General features: G+C 56.8%; 15 protein-coding genes. 7 read left to right on the plus strand and 8 right to left on the minus strand.

Annotated elements, in window-relative coordinates; genetic code table 11:
- Positions 1-46: 46 nt before the first annotated feature.
- Positions 47-772, minus strand: a complete 726-nt coding sequence (locus HL657_RS07205) for a glycosyltransferase (RefSeq protein ID WP_317296147.1) — start codon at positions 770-772, stop codon at positions 47-49.
- 217 nt (positions 773-989) lie between these two features.
- Here HL657_RS07205 and HL657_RS07210 point away from each other — a divergent pair, with 217 nt between their 5' ends.
- Positions 990-1934 carry an alpha-1,2-fucosyltransferase gene (locus HL657_RS07210; protein WP_317296148.1) on the plus strand — a complete coding sequence of 315 codons (945 nt, stop codon included), beginning with the start codon at positions 990-992 and terminating at the stop codon, positions 1932-1934.
- A gap of 337 nt (positions 1935-2271) precedes the next feature.
- Here HL657_RS07210 and HL657_RS07215 read toward each other — a convergent pair whose 3' ends face one another.
- Entirely contained in the window at positions 2272-3399 is a 1128-nt protein-coding gene (locus HL657_RS07215; RefSeq protein WP_317296149.1) for an IS256 family transposase, read from the minus strand.
- A gap of 193 nt (positions 3400-3592) precedes the next feature.
- On the opposite strand from HL657_RS07215, the gene gmd reads away from it, so the two are divergent.
- From gmd to HL657_RS07245, 6 genes are all read left to right on the plus strand, one after another.
- Positions 3593-4648 (plus strand): GDP-mannose 4,6-dehydratase, encoded by a 1056-nt coding sequence (gmd, locus tag HL657_RS07220; RefSeq protein WP_317296150.1) that lies wholly within the window; start codon positions 3593-3595, stop codon positions 4646-4648.
- Positions 4633-5703, plus strand: a complete 1071-nt coding sequence (locus tag HL657_RS07225) for a hypothetical protein (protein WP_317296151.1) — start codon at positions 4633-4635, stop codon at positions 5701-5703. The genes gmd and HL657_RS07225 overlap by 16 nt, the downstream gene beginning before the upstream one ends.
- Positions 5700-6638 carry a GDP-L-fucose synthase family protein gene (locus tag HL657_RS07230; protein WP_317296152.1) on the plus strand — a complete coding sequence of 313 codons (939 nt, stop codon included), beginning with the start codon at positions 5700-5702 and terminating at the stop codon, positions 6636-6638. Before HL657_RS07225 ends, HL657_RS07230 begins: the two co-directional genes overlap by 4 nt.
- Before the next feature lie 450 nt (positions 6639-7088).
- Positions 7089-8276 (plus strand): CDP-glycerol glycerophosphotransferase family protein, encoded by a 1188-nt coding sequence (locus HL657_RS07235; RefSeq protein WP_317296153.1) that lies wholly within the window; start codon positions 7089-7091, stop codon positions 8274-8276.
- Between the two features lie 191 nt (positions 8277-8467).
- On the plus strand, positions 8468-9214 hold the full coding sequence (locus tag HL657_RS07240; protein WP_317296154.1) for a phosphocholine cytidylyltransferase family protein: 747 nt from the start codon (positions 8468-8470) through the stop codon (positions 9212-9214).
- Positions 9214-10191, plus strand: coding sequence for an NAD(P)H-dependent glycerol-3-phosphate dehydrogenase (locus HL657_RS07245; RefSeq protein ID WP_317296155.1), 978 nt, complete (start codon positions 9214-9216; stop codon positions 10189-10191). Before HL657_RS07240 ends, HL657_RS07245 begins: the two co-directional genes overlap by 1 nt.
- A gap of 43 nt (positions 10192-10234) precedes the next feature.
- Here HL657_RS07245 and HL657_RS07250 read toward each other — a convergent pair whose 3' ends face one another.
- The 6 genes from HL657_RS07250 to HL657_RS07275 form a co-directional block, all read right to left on the minus strand.
- On the minus strand, positions 10235-10468 hold the full coding sequence (locus HL657_RS07250) for a glycosyltransferase (RefSeq protein ID WP_317296156.1): 234 nt from the start codon (positions 10466-10468) through the stop codon (positions 10235-10237).
- 130 nt (positions 10469-10598) lie between these two features.
- Positions 10599-11735, minus strand: a complete 1137-nt coding sequence (locus HL657_RS07255; protein ID WP_317296157.1) for a glycosyltransferase family 4 protein — start codon at positions 11733-11735, stop codon at positions 10599-10601.
- 204 nt (positions 11736-11939) lie between these two features.
- The gene (locus HL657_RS07260) at positions 11940-12941 is read right to left on the minus strand and encodes a glycosyltransferase family 4 protein (protein ID WP_317296158.1); all 1002 of its coding nucleotides are present in this window, start codon (positions 12939-12941) and stop codon (positions 11940-11942) included.
- Positions 12942-12952: 11 nt separating this feature from the next.
- Entirely contained in the window at positions 12953-14035 is a 1083-nt protein-coding gene (gene wecB, locus HL657_RS07265; protein ID WP_317296159.1) for a non-hydrolyzing UDP-N-acetylglucosamine 2-epimerase, read from the minus strand.
- A 2-nt stretch (positions 14036-14037) separates the two neighbouring features.
- Positions 14038-15474 (minus strand): nucleotide sugar dehydrogenase, encoded by a 1437-nt coding sequence (locus HL657_RS07270; RefSeq protein WP_317296160.1) that lies wholly within the window; start codon positions 15472-15474, stop codon positions 14038-14040.
- Positions 15471-16400 (minus strand): Gfo/Idh/MocA family protein, encoded by a 930-nt coding sequence (locus tag HL657_RS07275; RefSeq protein WP_317296161.1) that lies wholly within the window; start codon positions 16398-16400, stop codon positions 15471-15473. The genes HL657_RS07270 and HL657_RS07275 overlap by 4 nt, the downstream gene beginning before the upstream one ends.
- Positions 16401-16447: the final 47 nt, after the last annotated feature.

Raw genomic sequence — 16447 nt, forward strand, 5'->3', positions numbered from 1 at the left:
ATTGCCGGCTACTAGTACCTAACGGCGGGATCCCGCGGTCTGCCGGTCACGTTGGTTTAGCGTGCGCGCCATCGAGGTGCCGGTATGCCTGCAGGAAATCCGCCTCCATTGCGGACCAGTTGTACCTCTCAAGAACCGCCTTCCGCCCGTTCGCCCCCATTCTTCGCGCATCTTCGGGATGCTCGAAGAGATAGGAGATTGCGTCGGCGATATCGTCCACGCTCGTCGGATCGATGAGGATGCCGCAGTCTGCCCTGTTGACGACGTTCCGGATCTCCGGCAGGTCGCTCGCGATGACCGGGAGCCCGAGGAGCATGTAGTCGAAGAGCTTGTTCGGCAGACCGATGGAGATGTTGTGGTATGTCGGTTGAAAAACGAGAAGTCCTGCGACGCCTTCGTTCAACTTCTCATACATCTCCCTGTAGGGGAGAAAACCAGTGGAGGTGATGAACCCGTTATGGTCGGATTCGTTGATATACCCGTCGAGGTCTTCCCGGACGTTTCCGACGAGCGTGAGCGAAACGTCGGGATAGTGCTCCTTGGCCCGGGAGACTGCCTCGATGCATTCGCTGACTCCGTGAAATGACTGCATATTGCCGGCCATAAACATGAGGTTCCGGCCGCTCCGGTTCGGATTATAGGGGATATCGAGGTCGGCGATTGAGTAGTTCGAGAGAATCACGGGTTCAAGCCTCTTCTCCCCGAACCGCACGGCAACGCTCTCGCGTACGGCAAACGTGCTCTCCGCCCGGTGAGCCAGTGCAATCTCCACGCTTGAGATGTTAGCATTTAAGCAGCATTAACTGAGAATTTGTTCGACATCACTGTCTTCAACCCGAACTTCACGCACTTAATGGTGGCATCTACCTTGACAGTTTTCCAGGAGAGCAGGGAATACTCATTATATGAAAAAATACGATTAATAAGACAGCAGATCTTATCCTTTAATAGCAGGATCAGAAGACTCATGCTTGGAGGGTGAGGCGATTATGACGGTAATGGATGAAGATCATCTTTCCAGAGGAATACCAAGCACAATCATCGTACAACTAATGGGGGGTTTAGGCAACCAGCTCTTCCAATATGCTGTTGGCCGCAGCATTGCGAAGATGAATAACTTTTCTCTTAAATTAGATCTCAGTTGGTTCAGGTATCATCCCCGTTGGTTCAAGTATCACCCGTACCGCCCCTACAGCCTCAATCATTTTGCCACACTAAAGGACATTGCAAGTCTTGCCGAAGTAGCAGAATTAAGGGGGCTAACATGGGTTCATTTGAAAGAAAAATTATTACACAAAGTGCATGTTGATAGGCCCTATAGCAAGCAAACAATGATCAGAGAGAGAATAGTGGATTTTGACCCAGAGATATTGCAAATTTCCAGCGGTGCTTATCTCAGTGGATACTGGCAAAGTGAGAAATATTTCAAGGACATTGAAGAGATCATTAGAAAGGAGTTTACTGTAATAACACCCCCGGACCCGGAGAATATTAAGATTGCCAATGAAATTAGAGAGACCGAAGGAGTCTGCATCCATGTTCGTAGAGGAGACTATATCTCAGATCCAACGGCAAATCAAAACTTAGGCGTATGTTCATTGGATTACTATTACCGATCTATTGATTATATCATGTCAAGAGTTGAAAAGCCTCATTTCTATATCTTCTCTGATGATCCGGATTGGAGTCAGCAGCATATAACAATCGATGCCCCAACAACGTATATCCGTAATAACTCTTCGGACAAAAACTACGAAGATTTAAGGCTGATGACGTACTGCAAGCACTTTATCATTGCAAACAGTTCGTTCAGCTGGTGGGGTGCCTGGCTCTCCTCAAATCGGCAAAAACTTGTTGTTGCACCTGTACGGTGGTTTAATGGGGCACACTATAACGATGATGATCGCTTACCGAAAGAATGGATACGCCTTTAGTGCTCGCTGCTGGTTAATATTGTAATAATTACATCATTATGGCTCAATACGTTTCATGCCAACAGCAAAACCGACGTCGGAGTTGCCGAAAACGGCCGATTTCACGCACTGTAAACCTTTAACGTTTGAAGAACGTTCGCCACCCAAGGTTTCGAAACAGCCCTGCACCGGGAAATTCCGTGATGATCTTCAGACCCCTCAGAAATTAGAACAATTTCAGTTGAGATATACACAAAGTCTGTGGAAGTTTCTCGCCCCCTTCTCCTTCCGGAGGTACCTAAGATCGGTAACGTCTCAGATCTTCTGTAATTTGCCTGAGCCCTGTCTCCTTGTCTGATCATTCCTTCTCCATCGTCAAATACCTTCTGCCGGTAACCCACTCCTCGTTGATGTCCATCAGGATGGATCCGACCAGCCGGAGAAGGGATTCCTCGTTCGGGAACACGCCTACAACCTTGGTTCTCCGTTTCAGTTCTCTATTGACCCGCTCCACCATGTTCGTCGTTCTGAGCCGTTTCCCGTGCGGTTTTGGGAATGCCGTGTAACTCATAAGCCCGGGGAGGAATCGTTCGATGGTGTTGGCTGCTTTCCGGTACCCCCCGGCATTCAGGTCATCAGCGAGCTCCTGGAGTCTCTGCTCATTCCCATAGGCCTCCTTCAGCCCCTCTACAACCTCTTTCTGATGTTTCCGGGGAATATTCCTCAAGACGGCCCGGGTACAATGCACCTGACACATCTGCCAGGATGCACCGAGGAAGGCGGCTTCAGTCGCCTTCTGGATGCCGGTATGCCCATCCGAGACGACCAGTTGAACCCCGGTGAGTCCCCGTTCGTTGAGCTCCTCGAACATTCCTGACCAGAATTCTTCGTTCTCACAATCCGTGATTCTTGCGCCCAGGATCTCCCGGTAGCCGTCATCCCGGACGCCGGCGACCACCAGGACCGCTTTGGTGACGTATCGTGCTCCGTCCCGGATTTTGTAGTAGGAGGCATCCACGAAGAGGTATGGGATAGCCTGTTCGATCGGCCGCAGGAAGAATGCCTGCACCTGGTCGTCGAGGTTCTTGGCCATCCGGGAGACCGAAGCCGGGGAGAGCTGGTCGATCCCCAGATGACTGACGATCTCCTGGATCTTTCTCGTCGAAACTCCCTGGAGGTAGGATTCGACAATTGCGTTCACCAGAGCTTTCTCCACCCGGGCATAGCGCCCGAAGACCTGTGTCTCGAACGGGAGCTCCCGGAACTGCGGTTTCCGGAGGATTGTCTCCCCGTATCGGGTCTTGAGGGATCGGTCTTTGTAGCCGTTCCGATGCGCTTTCCGCGCATCGGTGCGTTCGTACTGGGCAGCTCCTGCCTGCTGGAGGGCCTCTGCGAGCATCACCTGGTTGAGGAATCCGGTGATGAGGTTCTTCATGCCGTTCTCCTGATCGGAAAGATAATCTTCGATTAACGCTAAGGGATCCATGGCCCTGTTTCTCCTTTGTCCAAATCTAGGTTGGATCCAGGGCCAATTCAATTTTACAGAACTTTCGTTACGTTACCCTAAGATCATCTATTGACTTTTATCTGCCTATTTCCCACTTCGTTAGATTATTTGTAATGCAAAGTCCATATACCTCAGGTATACAAATTATTTACTGATCATCAAAGACAGAGAGGTGAGCAATATATCTAAAAAAGCTTTAATAACCGGCATCACCGGTCAGGACGGCTCGTACCTTGCCGAGTTCCTCCTCCATAAAAACTACGAAGTGCACGGGATTATCCGGCGGGCATCAACATTCAATACTTCCCGGATCGATCATATCTACACCGATCCGCACGATGCAGGCGCACGGCTTTATCTTCACTATGGCGACCTCGCCGACGACGAGCAGATCTCCCACCTCATTTACAATATAAAACCCGACGAAGTCTACCACCTCGGGGCCCAGAGCCATGTGCGGGTCAGCTTCGATACCCCTGAATACACCGGGAACGTCACCGGTCTCGGGACAACCCGGCTTCTTGAGATGATCAGGAGGAGCGGGAACGGGACGAAGTTCTATCAGGCTTCGAGCAGCGAGATGTTCGGAGCGACGCCGCCACCGCAGAGCGAGACAACCCCCTTCTGGCCGCGAAGCCCATACGCCTGCGCCAAACTATACGCTTACTGGATGACGAGGAATTACCGTGACGGCTACGGAATGTTCGCCACGAACGGGATCCTCTTCAACCATGAGTCTCCCCGCCGTGGGGAGACCTTCGTGACGAGGAAGATCACGCGGGGAATCGCCCGGATTCTTGCCGGCAAAGAGCAGTACCTCTACATGGGGAACCTCGATGCCCGGCGGGACTGGGGGTTTGCCCCGGAGTATGTCGAGTGCATGTGGAGGATCTTACAGCAGGAAGAACCTGAGGACTTCGTCATCGGGACCGGCGAGAGCCATTCGGTCCGGGAGTTCCTTGAGACCGCCTTCTCCTATGCCGGCCTCGGCTGGGAGGAGCACGTCAGGATCGATCCCCGGTACTTCCGGCCGACCGAGGTCGAAGACCTCATCGCCAATGCCGGGAAGGCCCAGAAGAAACTCGGCTGGAAGCCCTGCGTGACGTTTGCCGACTTAACTAAGATCATGGTCGACGCAGACCTGAGAGAGGCAGGGCTTGAGCCTATCGGTGAGGGGGATGAACTCCTCGCCCGGAAGTATCCGGATCGGTGGTGGACAAAGGATTGAAGCGGCCGAAGGTCTGTTTCTACACGAGCGACTTCGGTTACGGCCACGCGGCGCGAGATATTGCTCTCATCCGGGAACTGCAGGAGAGCCTGAACGCTGAAGTGGTCGTCAGGGCCGGTTCTCCCGCTGCGTTCATGTCCCGGTCGCTTCCCGGCGTCGAGGTCCTGCAGGGCCCAAATGACCCGGGGGTGGTGATGGAGGGTGCCGCCGTGGATACGGAGAGAACGTTTGCGGCGGTAGAGCAGTGGCTCGCTTCCTGGGATGACTACATCGCTAGCGAGAAGACTTTCCTCCGTGGCCACCGGATCGACCTCGTCCTCTCGGATATCGTCCCGCAGCCTTTCCTTGCCACGGAAGAACTCGGTATCCCGTCGCTCGGTGTCTCGAACTTCACCTGGCACCTCATCTACACCCGCCTCAGCGGGAAGACCAGGTTGACCGACCGGATCGCCGAGGCCTATCATGCCGCTGACGGCGCTCTCCTGCTCCCACTCCACGAACCGATGGATCTCTTCCGCAACCGACAGGAGGTGGGGCTTGTAACCCGGGCGGTGACCCGGTCCCGGGCGGAACTTCCGGGGCTCCCCTCCGAACGACCGCTCGTCTACCTCGGCGGCGGGCAGTCGCTTGACCCCATCGTTTTCCGGGGCATCAGGACCGCACTCAATGGGTGCACCCTCCTCGTCCCGTCGTGGACCGATCTCCCGGGCGCGATCAGAATCCCGCCCGGCGAGACCGAGACACAGGATTGGATCGCCGCCTGCGATCTGGTGGTCTCAAAGCCCGGCTACAGCACCATCTCGGAGGCGGTCCAGGCTGGTGTCCCGATGACGCTCTTCCGCAGGGAAGGGTTTGCCGAGGATGATTATCTCATCGGAGGCGTTGAGGATACAGGGATCGGGAGAGAAGTCCCGGTGTCGGCGATCGTTGACGGTTCGTGGGCGAATAACCTGGAATCCCTGATGGGGCTCCGAGAGAACTTCGGAAAAATCGATGATCTCTTCAAGAGAGACGGCACAAAAGAATGTAGCAGCATAATCGGTGAGATCCTATGAGATTTGGGGACAGAATGGAGGTCCTCGTCACGGGTGGGGCGGGGTTCCTCGGCTCATCCCTCGTGAGGACACTTGAGAGGCATGGGCTTGCAAGGGAGAATATCCGGGTGCCCCGGAGCCGCGATCTTGACCTGCGGCGGTGGGAGGGCTGTGTCGCTGCGGTCGAGGGCGTCGACCTCGTCATCCACCTCGCAGCGAAGGTCGGGGGGATCGGCTACAACATGGCAAATCCGGGCTCCCTCTTCTACGACAACGCCATCATGGGGGTCCAGCTGATGGAAGCCGCCCGGCAGGCCGGTGTGGCGAAGTTCGTCGCCGTCGGAACGATCTGTGCCTACCCAAAGTTCACGCCGGTTCCGTTCCGGGAAGAAGACCTCTGGGAGGGATATCCCGAGGAGACCAACGCGCCCTACGGCCTCGCAAAGAAGATGCTCCTCGTCCAGGCCCAGGCCTACCGGCAGCAGTACGGCTTTGACGCCATCTACCTCCTCCCGGTGAACCTCTACGGCCCGGGGGACAACTTCGACCCCGCAAGTTCACACGTCATCCCGGCCCTCATCAAGAAGTTCGTCGAGGCGGTGGAGGGCGGTGCAGAGAGCGTCGAGGTCTGGGGGACCGGAGCGGCGTCGCGGGAGTTCCTTTATGTCGACGACGCCGCAAAGGGGATCGCGCTTGCTGCCAAGCGCTATGACAAGCCCGACCCGGTGAACCTCGGGGCCGGGTTCGAGATCACCATCCGCGATCTTGCAACCCTCATTGCCGACCTCACCGGGTTTACGGGCGAGATCGTCTGGGACACCACCAAGCCCGATGGCCAGCCCCGGCGGTGTCTGGATGTGTCCCGTGCGGAGCGGGAGTTCGGGTTCCGGGCGAAGACGGGCTTTGAGGACGGGCTGAGGGCGACGATCGGGTGGTATAGGGAACACAGGACATAATTTGTGAACAGTGATGCAGCATTCCGCAGAACAGAGTGCGAGCCCGAACTGTAGTGAATCTCACCATGACCGAGCAAGCATCAGACTTCGAATGGGTTATCCCCCCAAAGCGCAGCCTTCCCGACCTGAACAGGAGAGAACTGAGGGAATACCGCGAGCACCTCTATTTTCTAACCTGAAACTTCTCGCTAGAATTTGCGAATGCCCATTTTCTTGACCGAGCAACGAAATGATCCGTTCAGTCGCACAGATAACGGTGAACTTCGCGCAGCCTCTTCTCCACCTCTCCCCTGTTATACCTCTCAAGAACCGCCTTCCGCCCGTCCTCCCCATCCTCCGCGCCCACATCCAGGTGCTGGTAGGTAACCGCATCCGGAACCGTCGGATCGATCAGTAACCTCCAACCGTTTACTTAAACAATGAGAATGTGGGTATACCTTTCTCGATCCGATGATCTCTCACGGTCTCGTTAGTGGTATTCGATCGCTGGCCTATGATGCAATCACTCTTGTTTTTTCGGCGTTATCACTGCTTGTGCCGAAGGACGAACATAAGATCCTGTTCTTCTCGGTACCCGACCTCTCCGATAATGCAAAGTATGTCTACGACAGAATGCTCGAATCAGGCTTCGATAAAACGTATCAACTTATCTGGTGCGTCTACGCGCCGGTTCATGCAAACTACGCCATCCACCGATCGCGTGGGTATATCTACCACGCGCTGACGGCAAAGTACATCGTCAGCACCCACGGCACACCCGCCTGGAAATCCAGAAACCAGGTCAGCATCGAGTTGTGGCACGGCCTCCCGCTAAAGACGATCGGGCACTTTGCCGATACGGACCATCCGAACGCCGTTGCACGACTCTCCGCGGCACACAGGCTGCGGAGGTTTGCGAACTCCGTAGACTATCTCATCACGACCTCGGAATTTGAGAGGCTGGTCTTCTCTTCCGCTTTCTTGATTGATCCCGGTAAGATTCTGGTCGTCGGACAACCCCGGTGCGACGCTCTTTACAGGCCCAGAGATTCCGGGATAGGCGTGTTATGCCGTATCCTTGGCAGGGACGATATTGCTGAAAAGAGGATTCTACTGTACCTTCCCACCTTCCGAGAATACGATATTGGTGCGAGCCGTAAAATCCTCGAAGAGATCCTCGCAAGCGAGAAGTTTCGCCGGTTCTTGAAGGACGAGAACCTATTGTTCATCTGCAAGCCTCATTCTCACGACGAGAATGCGTTTCAAACGTATAACGGAGAGCACATCCACATACTCTTAAACGATGACCTGCAAAAAGCCGCTAATACCATCTACGACTTCCTGAACGCCGTCGATATTCTGGTTACCGACTACTCGTCGGTGTACTTCGACTTCCTTCACCTGAACCGGCCTATCGTCTTTTACGTGCCCGATATTGAGGACTACCGGAAGCAGAGAGGTTTCATTCTCGAACCGTTTCGCGACTGGGCACCCGGGGAGATTTCCACCAATTTCGATGAGCTGATAGGAGCCCTCACGAGTGCCCTCGCCGACCCGGACAGATGGGAACCGGAGAGGATCAGGCTACGAAGGCTGATGTTCGGGTGCGCGGACTGCTTCGCCTGCGAGAGAGTCTGCAGATTGATCAAGCAGCGCTAATGTTATCCGGTAAAAGCCGTCCCGGAATCTTCCGGCGGAAGGAGGGGATCCGCTCACGCTCACTGCGTTTGCGGTTCGACGACCCCCGGCCCTTTGGCCCGTCGTGACTCAAAGGCCTTCGGACTTCAGCAGCCAAATCTTCATATAACCGGACGGTATGTAACCCTCGACAAACCGGATCGGTGTTTCATGTGATCGGGGTAATCCTGGCAGCGGGATGTGGGCGAAGATTGGGCAGAGACATCGATCTCGAGAAGATCGGCCCGAAATGCTTACTCCCTATCGACGGTCGGACACTGCTTGAGCGAACGGTCTCGGATCTGGTATCATTCGATGTGGACACGATCACCATCGTCATCGGATATAAAGCGGACATGATGCAGGAAATGTGTACAACATTGTGGAGAGAATATGGAACTGAATTCAATTTAGTCCGCAATGACGCATACTTCTCGACGAATACGGCTTACTCTCTCCAAATCGGGCTATCCGGCATTCATAATGATGTTATCATTTTCAACGGCGATGTGCTGTACGATCGTGCCATCCTGGACAATTTATTGAAGATAGATCAGACCGCGATCGCGGTCGACGATACAAAGCCGCTCACGGAAGAATCGTTTAAAGTAAAGATAGTAAACAACCGGATCGAAAAGATGGGAAAAACCGTCCCGGTAGAACAAGCAACCGGGGAGTTCATCGGCATCTCGAAGATCACGGACCGGGATATCGGCGAAGCAAAAAGGCTGCTGAATATCCTGGTTTCGGGCAACCCGAATAACTACTACGATTTCATCTACCAGTCCCTGTCAAAGAGCGGGAACCTTGCGTACTCGTTTACGAACGGCTTGAAATGGACAGAAATCGACGATATCCGGGACCTCAGATATGCCGAGAGCATTGCAGGCATAGCCATCGGTGCACGGGGGCGGTTTTGATGATATCGACCGTCGGGGTCATCGGCGCCGGAAGCATGGGTACCGCCGTCGCACAGAGTATCTCCGGGAGAGCCGGCGAAGTAATCATATTTGGAAGGAGGCAGGAGATTGTCGATTCGATTAACCATGACAATCACAATACGATGTATTTCCCGGGCCTGCGCCTGAGACCCAACATCCGTGCAAGAGTGATGAACGACAGACGGGATCTCGCGGACTGCGAGGTCGTAATCATCGCCGTGCCCTCCAGTGAGGTTCGTTCTGTCGTTAACGCTGCCGGAGACGGGCTTGCAGACAGGTACCTCATCACAATGGCCAAAGGGCTGGAGTATCCGTCACTTAAAACGATGAGCGAAATTATTCGCGAAGAAACGGGCAACCCAGACATAGCCTGTTTCTCAGGACCGACCTTTGCCGATGAGATTGCCTACGGCCATATCGCCGGTGCTACGATAGGCGTCGGCGACGACCCGTCGCTGAGAGCAACGATGTCGGATCTCTTCGGAGAGTTCATCCTGGACTTTTCGGATGACATCAGGGCGGTCGAGTTATGCGGCGTGCTGAAGAACGTATACGCCATCGGAACGGGGATGTGGGATTCGGTTTACAGCAACCACAACGAGCACTACACCTTCCTGAACATGTGCTACAAGGAGATGTGCATATTTTTACGGGCTATTTCTCTTGATGAAGGGATATTCACAAAATTCTGCTGCTTTGGGGATTTCAACCTGACCGCTAACGTGGATAAAAGCCGTAACCGGACACTGGGGCTGATGGTCGGAAAAAAGATCGTAAAAACCCCTTACCTGGAGTCAGGCGTCACGTTCGAAGGCTCCAGGTCGGTTAAAGGAATAATTGAGCTGGCCAAGAACCATGATATCGATATACCCATCGCACGATTCGTCTATGACGTTCTGAGCGGGAACAACAACGTACGGATCTCTGTCGACACCCTCGTCAGGAGAACGGCCTGAAACGATCCTGGCAGGCCCTGAAAGAAGGAACCGGTTCAGTATATCATAGAGGAATTTTGAGGGACATATCAAAGCTCTTGAGCGTTATGTTGTTCCAGTTAATCAGGCATACCGTGATGACGAGGCCACTCCCGCCCTCTCCCGGGGAGAACTGCGCGCAGTCAATCCCGTTATATACGACCGCGACGTGGCGGTGATCGCCCAGTTCCAGTATCTCCCGCCTGTTAAACTCCGACACCGCAAGGATATGATCGGCATTTTGGATGATGTAGTCCACCCGATTTGCAAAACGGGCTCATGCAACCCCAAAGCAGGCGTATCCATATGGGGTGATGCTGTTCGTGGGGTAAACCGGGTATCCCACAGGCGAGAGATAGAAGCACCAGGCGGGGCCGGAATTATCCTGTTCAGCGGCCACGGAACCGATTGTCCCTTCCCGTCTCCTCAACCAGCCTGTATACCTCGAGCAGCCTCATCTCCATCTCCCCCCAGTTATACCGCTCAAGAACCGCCGTCCGTCCATTCTCCCCCATCCTCCGTGCCTCGTCCGGGTGCTCAAGCAGGTAGGCGATCGCCTCCGCGATCGCATCCGGGCTTGTCGGGTCGACCAGCACCCCGCACTCTGTCTCGCTGACAACTTTGCAGATTTCTGGAAAGTCGCTCGCAACGACAGGAAGACCGCAGAGCATGTAGTCGAAGAGCTTGTTCGGGAGGCCGATGTATGCGTTGTAGTAGTCAGGCTGGAAGACGAGGAGGCCGATGCTGCCTTCGCGCAGGGTCTCGTACATCTCCCGGTAAGGAAGGTAGCCAGTCATCGTGATCACCGGTCTCGGGTCCGTCTTCACAGCGATCGCACCGATATCTTCGCGGATGTTCCCGACGAGCGTCAGGGAGACATCGGGAAATGTTGCCGCCACCTTCGACATTGCCTGGATGCACTCCCTGATGCCATGAAACAACTGCATATTTCCGGCCATGTAGATCACGTTGCGGCTGCGCCCTGCCTGCGGAGCCGGGGGCACCGAGCCGGCGATCGAATAGTTGGATACGATCACAGGAAGTGTCCCGTTCCGACCGAACCGCTCCGCAACGCTCTCGCTGACCGCAATCTTTGCATCGGCGAATCGTGCAAGCAGGACCTCTCCCCAGGAAAGCAGGGGCTCAAGGATCCTCGTGAGGACCGTCGCGTTCGGGAGGCCGAGATCGAACGGGATCTCGCTCGGCCAATGCTCGTGAATGTCGTAAACGACCCGTCGCCCCTTGAGAAACTTTGTAAGGACGCCGATGAGAAGGGCATCGGGCTCATGGCAGTGGATGACGTCGCACTTATGGTTCAGGCACACCCGAAACGCCCGCCAGAGCGTCAGGGAGTGGAGGAGGTTTGAAGAGGGTTTTCGGACGGCGACAATCTGCACGCCTCCGTCCTCCTGGATGCTCCCGTTCTCCGAAAAGGCGATGATAGTGACGTCATGCTCCTTTGCAAGGCTCTTCGCCTCTTTCTCGAATATCCGCCCGTCGTGGGGCAGGTGAGTCGTGGTGAGCATGCAGATACGCATAGTCGGGTCTCAGACCTCCCTTCCCAGAGCCTTCCCCCCAGGTTACATCTTCGGGCACGAACAGGAGGATTGAATGGACCCAACTGTACCGGAGAGACACTTATACTTTATTGCGGAGAGAGCCCTCCGCGAAGAGGGCAGGAAGGCGGGAAAGGTGGATCCAGAGCAGCCTGCAGGAGAATGGCGAACCGGTCAAGACTGCAACGTCGCAATTATCCGACGAATCTTCTGTCTCCTCTGCTCACGAGAGAACAGTTCGCAAATCCTCTTTCGGGCGACCGGCCCCGCATCGGAGAGGAGGGCCTGCGATATGGCATCGACCGTCGCCTGCGTATCAGCATACGGAACCACAAAACCGGTATCGTCTGCAACCTCCGGGAGGGCGCCCCGGTCCGTCACCACGGGGACACACTCGCAGGACATCGCCTCGGCAAGCGCGACCCCGAACGACTCACGGTAGGAGAGCTGACAGTAGACTTTTGCCCGGCGGTACCAGCCGATGAGTTCAGCCTGCTCGACAGCCCCGACAAACTCAACGTTGGCGGGAGCATCTCGTTTCAGGATCTCAAGCGCACCGTCGAGGGCATCACCAATGAGGACAAACCGCGCTTCCGGGAGCTGCCGGGCTGCATCGATGAAGGTGTCAAGCCCCTTAACCCTGATATTTGCCGTGCTGACGAGGCACACGGTGAGGACGATATCCTCTTTGGGGCCTCCGGGAGAGAAGTACGACGTGTCGATACCGTTGTAGACCGTCTCGATCCGGCGGGGTTGTGCGACCGCGAGGAGCTCCCTCCTGCTGAACGCCGAGACCGCGAGGATGCAGTCGGCGTTCTCTATGATATACCGGACTTTACCTGCCATGACCGGGTCCAGGAGCGCGCCATACCCGATCTCCGGCTCATGTGCCACTTCATAACCGCCCACGACGACAAGGGACTTCTTTCGAAGCAGTCGCGCCGCCGTAACCGCGAGATATGAGTGGTTATGGGCAAACCACGAAAAGACTATATCCGTCCTGAGAACCCCGGAGAGGATCGAGAGCACCAGGGAGAGCCTCTGCCCGAAACTCCCGGTCGGGCCGCCCCCGGTGGTGACCTCCCGGACAGGGTAACTCGCCTCGAGCATGCGCAGGTCCCCTTCTGCGAAAGAGGAGAGGCTGCTCGTCAGAAACAGGATCGTGGGCCTTTCCATGCCGCGAACCTTCACCCGGGTGGAGCACCCTGAAGCCCAGTGAGAATCTCCCTGATCCTGACACTGGCATCCCCACTGCCGAACAGGCCCTCCTGCCGTGATGCGGGTGAAAACGAGTGAATTGCGTCTGCAATCTTCTCCCGCTCGGCCCCGACAAGCACGTTCCACCCGGCCTCGACCGTCTCGACCCACTCGGTGTTCTCCCGGAGGGTGATGCAGGGGACGCCGAGCATGTACGCCTCCTTCTGGACGCCGCCGGAGTCAGTGAGGATCTTTTCCGCATGCGCCATCAGGCGGATCATGTCGAGGTAGCCGAGCGGCTCGACGGCCCGGATGGTGTTTTCCGGCATCTCCGCGAGAAGACCGTGTTCACCGAGACACTTCCTCGTCCGGGGATGAACCGGGAAGACGACCGGGTTTCCGGCCTCCCCGAGGGCACCGAGGATGGCGGCCATGTTCTCCTGGCTATCGGTGTTCGACGGCCGGTGGACAGTGACGACGAGGTAGCCTCCCGGTTCAAGCCCGACGTCCTCAAGGATCCGGGAGCGCTCCTCTGCGATCGCGCGGTTATAGTTCATCGCGTCGCACATCACGTCTCCGACGAGGAAGACGCCCTCCGTGACCCCTTCGGCCGCGAGGTTCCTGACAGCCGTCTCCGTCGGGCAGAAGAGGAGGTCCGATGCGTGGTCGGTGAGCACCCGGTTCACCTCCTCGGGCATCCGCCGGTCGAAACTCCGGAGCCCCGCCTCGATGTGAGCGACCGGGATGTGGAGTTTTGCCGCCGCAAGTGCGCCCGCGAGGGTGGAGTTCGTGTCGCCGTAGACCAGAACGATGTCGGGCTCCTCCTTCTCAAGGACATCCTCGATCGCACCGAGCATCGCGCCGGTCTGGTGGCCGTGGGTCCCGGAGCCGATGCCGAGGTTGTAGTCGGGCTTCGGGATGCGGAGTTCCTCGAAGAAGACCTCCGACATACCGTGGTCGTAGTGCTGCCCGGTGTGGACAAGGACCTCCTCGTGCTCTTTTCTGAGCTCACGCGAGACAGGAGCGCACTTGATGAACTGCGGTCGGGCGCCGACGATCGACACGATCTTCATGGTTACTGCCGGATCGGGTGGCTGTTCTTATCACCGCGGCCGATGCCCTTATAGATGAACCCCACTCGGATGAACGCGTCCGGATCGACGACGTTCCTGCCGTCGACGATCACCGGGCGCTCTTTCCCCGACAACTCCTTCACCCGCGCCGGATCGAGAGAGACATAATGGTGGTGGCCGGTGAAGATGGTGACGACGTCCGCTCCAGCAAGGGTCGCGTTCAGGTCGTGGAAAATCTCTATCCCCGGGTATCCGTCCACAAACGGATCGTGAATCCTGACCTCCGCCCCCATCTCCTCCATCGCAGCGAGATAGGGCTCCGCCGGCGTATTCCGGGTATCATCCGAGTTCTGAATGAACGCCCACCCGAGGAGCGCGACCGTCGCGCCTTCGGGAGACATCCCCGCCCGTTTGAGCCCCTCGATGGTCAGGTGAACCATGTGCCGCGGCATGAACTCGTTGATCTTCCGTGCGACCCCAAAGATCGACTCCGCCCCGTGCGGGTACCAGAGGTCGCCATTCCCGAGGACCTGTGCACCCCGCTCGAGGTGCCAGGAGTCCTTCGTGAGGCAGTGGCCACCGACTCCGGCGCCCGGCCAGAGAATTGCCCGGGTGATCCCGTCGCCCTTGAGCGAGTCGATCCCCGCCCGGACATCATAGACGTTGACACCCATCGCCTCGCAGTGGAGGGCGAGCTGGTTTGCGGCGGCGATCTGGAGGTCCCGGAAGGCGTTCTCGGCGGTCTTCGTCACCTCGGCAGCGGTCGCGGTCATCGGGATGATCTTTCCCATCGTGAGGACGGGCGAGTAGAGTTCCACCGCACGTGCCGTGCTCACATCGTCGATCCCGCCGACGATCCGGTCGTGCTCCTGGATGTTTTTGAGCAGCCGCCCGACCATCACCCGCTCGGGGGCGTGCGCGAGGCAAAACTCCTCGCCGGCGACGAGCCCCGATTCCTCTTCGAGGATCTCCCGGGCCATTCCAGTGGTCGTGCCGGGGGTGACCGTCGACTCCAGCACCACGAGCGTCCCCTCCGAGAGGTGTCCCCCCGCCGCGCGGAGCCCCTCGATCAGAGCCGAGAAGTCGGGGATCAGGTCCTTTTGGTCTTTAAACGGTGTCTGGATGGCAAGGGTCACCGCATCGCACTCTGCGATCTGTGAAAAATCCGAGGTGCACCGGAACTTCCCCGCGCCGACGACCCTGCCGAGGAGGTCATCGAGACCCGGCTCCTCACCCTTGAGCGGGGACTCCCCCCGGTTGAGCATGGCGACCTTGTAGCCGGAGGACGGAGAGTCCCGCTGGAATCCCCGGACCGACTCGAACCCGGGAGCGTTCGCAAAGAGCACCGCGGCGGGGATGCCGACGTAGCCCATCCCGATCACACCTATATTCTTGATCGGGCCTTTGTCGTTGATAATCGGTTGTAATCTGCGGCTCATGCCAACACCATCAGAGGTGAGAAACACCGCGCGACATCCTCGCAGATCTCCATGTTCAGCAGCGCCTGTGCGGGGCTGACCGGGAACTCCCTTCCTCTGGCCGCACAGTCGAGGAATGTCGAGAGTTCGAGCTTGAGCGGCTCCTGCTTGTTCACGAGCACCTTCTCGATGATGTTCTCCTGCACGTACCGCTCGTCCTCGACCGCATACTGCCCGGGTTTCCGGTGGATATAGATCTCCTGGGCCATGAAGTCCCCCTCGATGGTGAACTCCTCTTCCTCTATGTAGATCATCCGGATCTTCTTTGAAGATTTCCTGCTTGCCGAGAGGTAGACCGGAGTTCCCTCAAACGAGAAGAGTGCGCTGCAGACATCCTCGTTCCCGCTGCCGGTAAGTTGATAGGGGCCAGCAGGGAGAAGGACGTTTCGCACAATGTCCACATCGTGGATCATCAGGTCCTCGACGACCGAAGAGCCGCTCACCCGGGAAGAGGCCGGGTTGTGCCGCTTCATCTCGATGTAGAGGGGGTTTCGGATGATCTTCTTAATCTCGGGGACGATCGGGTTGAACCGCTCGATATGCCCGACGCCGGCGACGAGGCCGTCGGGGATCTTCCCGATAAGCCTCCTGCTCTCTTCTGCCGTCGCGCAGATGGGCTTCTCGATGAGCAGCGGCACCCCGGCATCGAGGACCGTCTCCGCAACCCCGAAGTGATAGGGCGTCGGGACGCAGACACTCACCGCGTCCACGCTTCCGAGCAGGCTCTCAACAGTCGGGGAGGCCGTCGCCCCGAAGGTTGCGGCAAGGCCGTGGGTCGCTTTCTGGTTGAGGTCATATAAATGGAGTGAGTCCACCATCTTTAATTCCGAGTACACGCGGGCATGGTTTCTACCCATCATCCCAACACCGATTACTCCCACATCCAAAATCTCACCGCCGGCAATTGTATAGGCGACCTCTTGTGAGCGCAGAT

Source organism: Methanoculleus nereidis (assembly GCF_032944295.1).
In the GTDB taxonomy this organism is placed as follows: domain Archaea; phylum Halobacteriota; class Methanomicrobia; order Methanomicrobiales; family Methanoculleaceae; genus Methanoculleus; species Methanoculleus nereidis.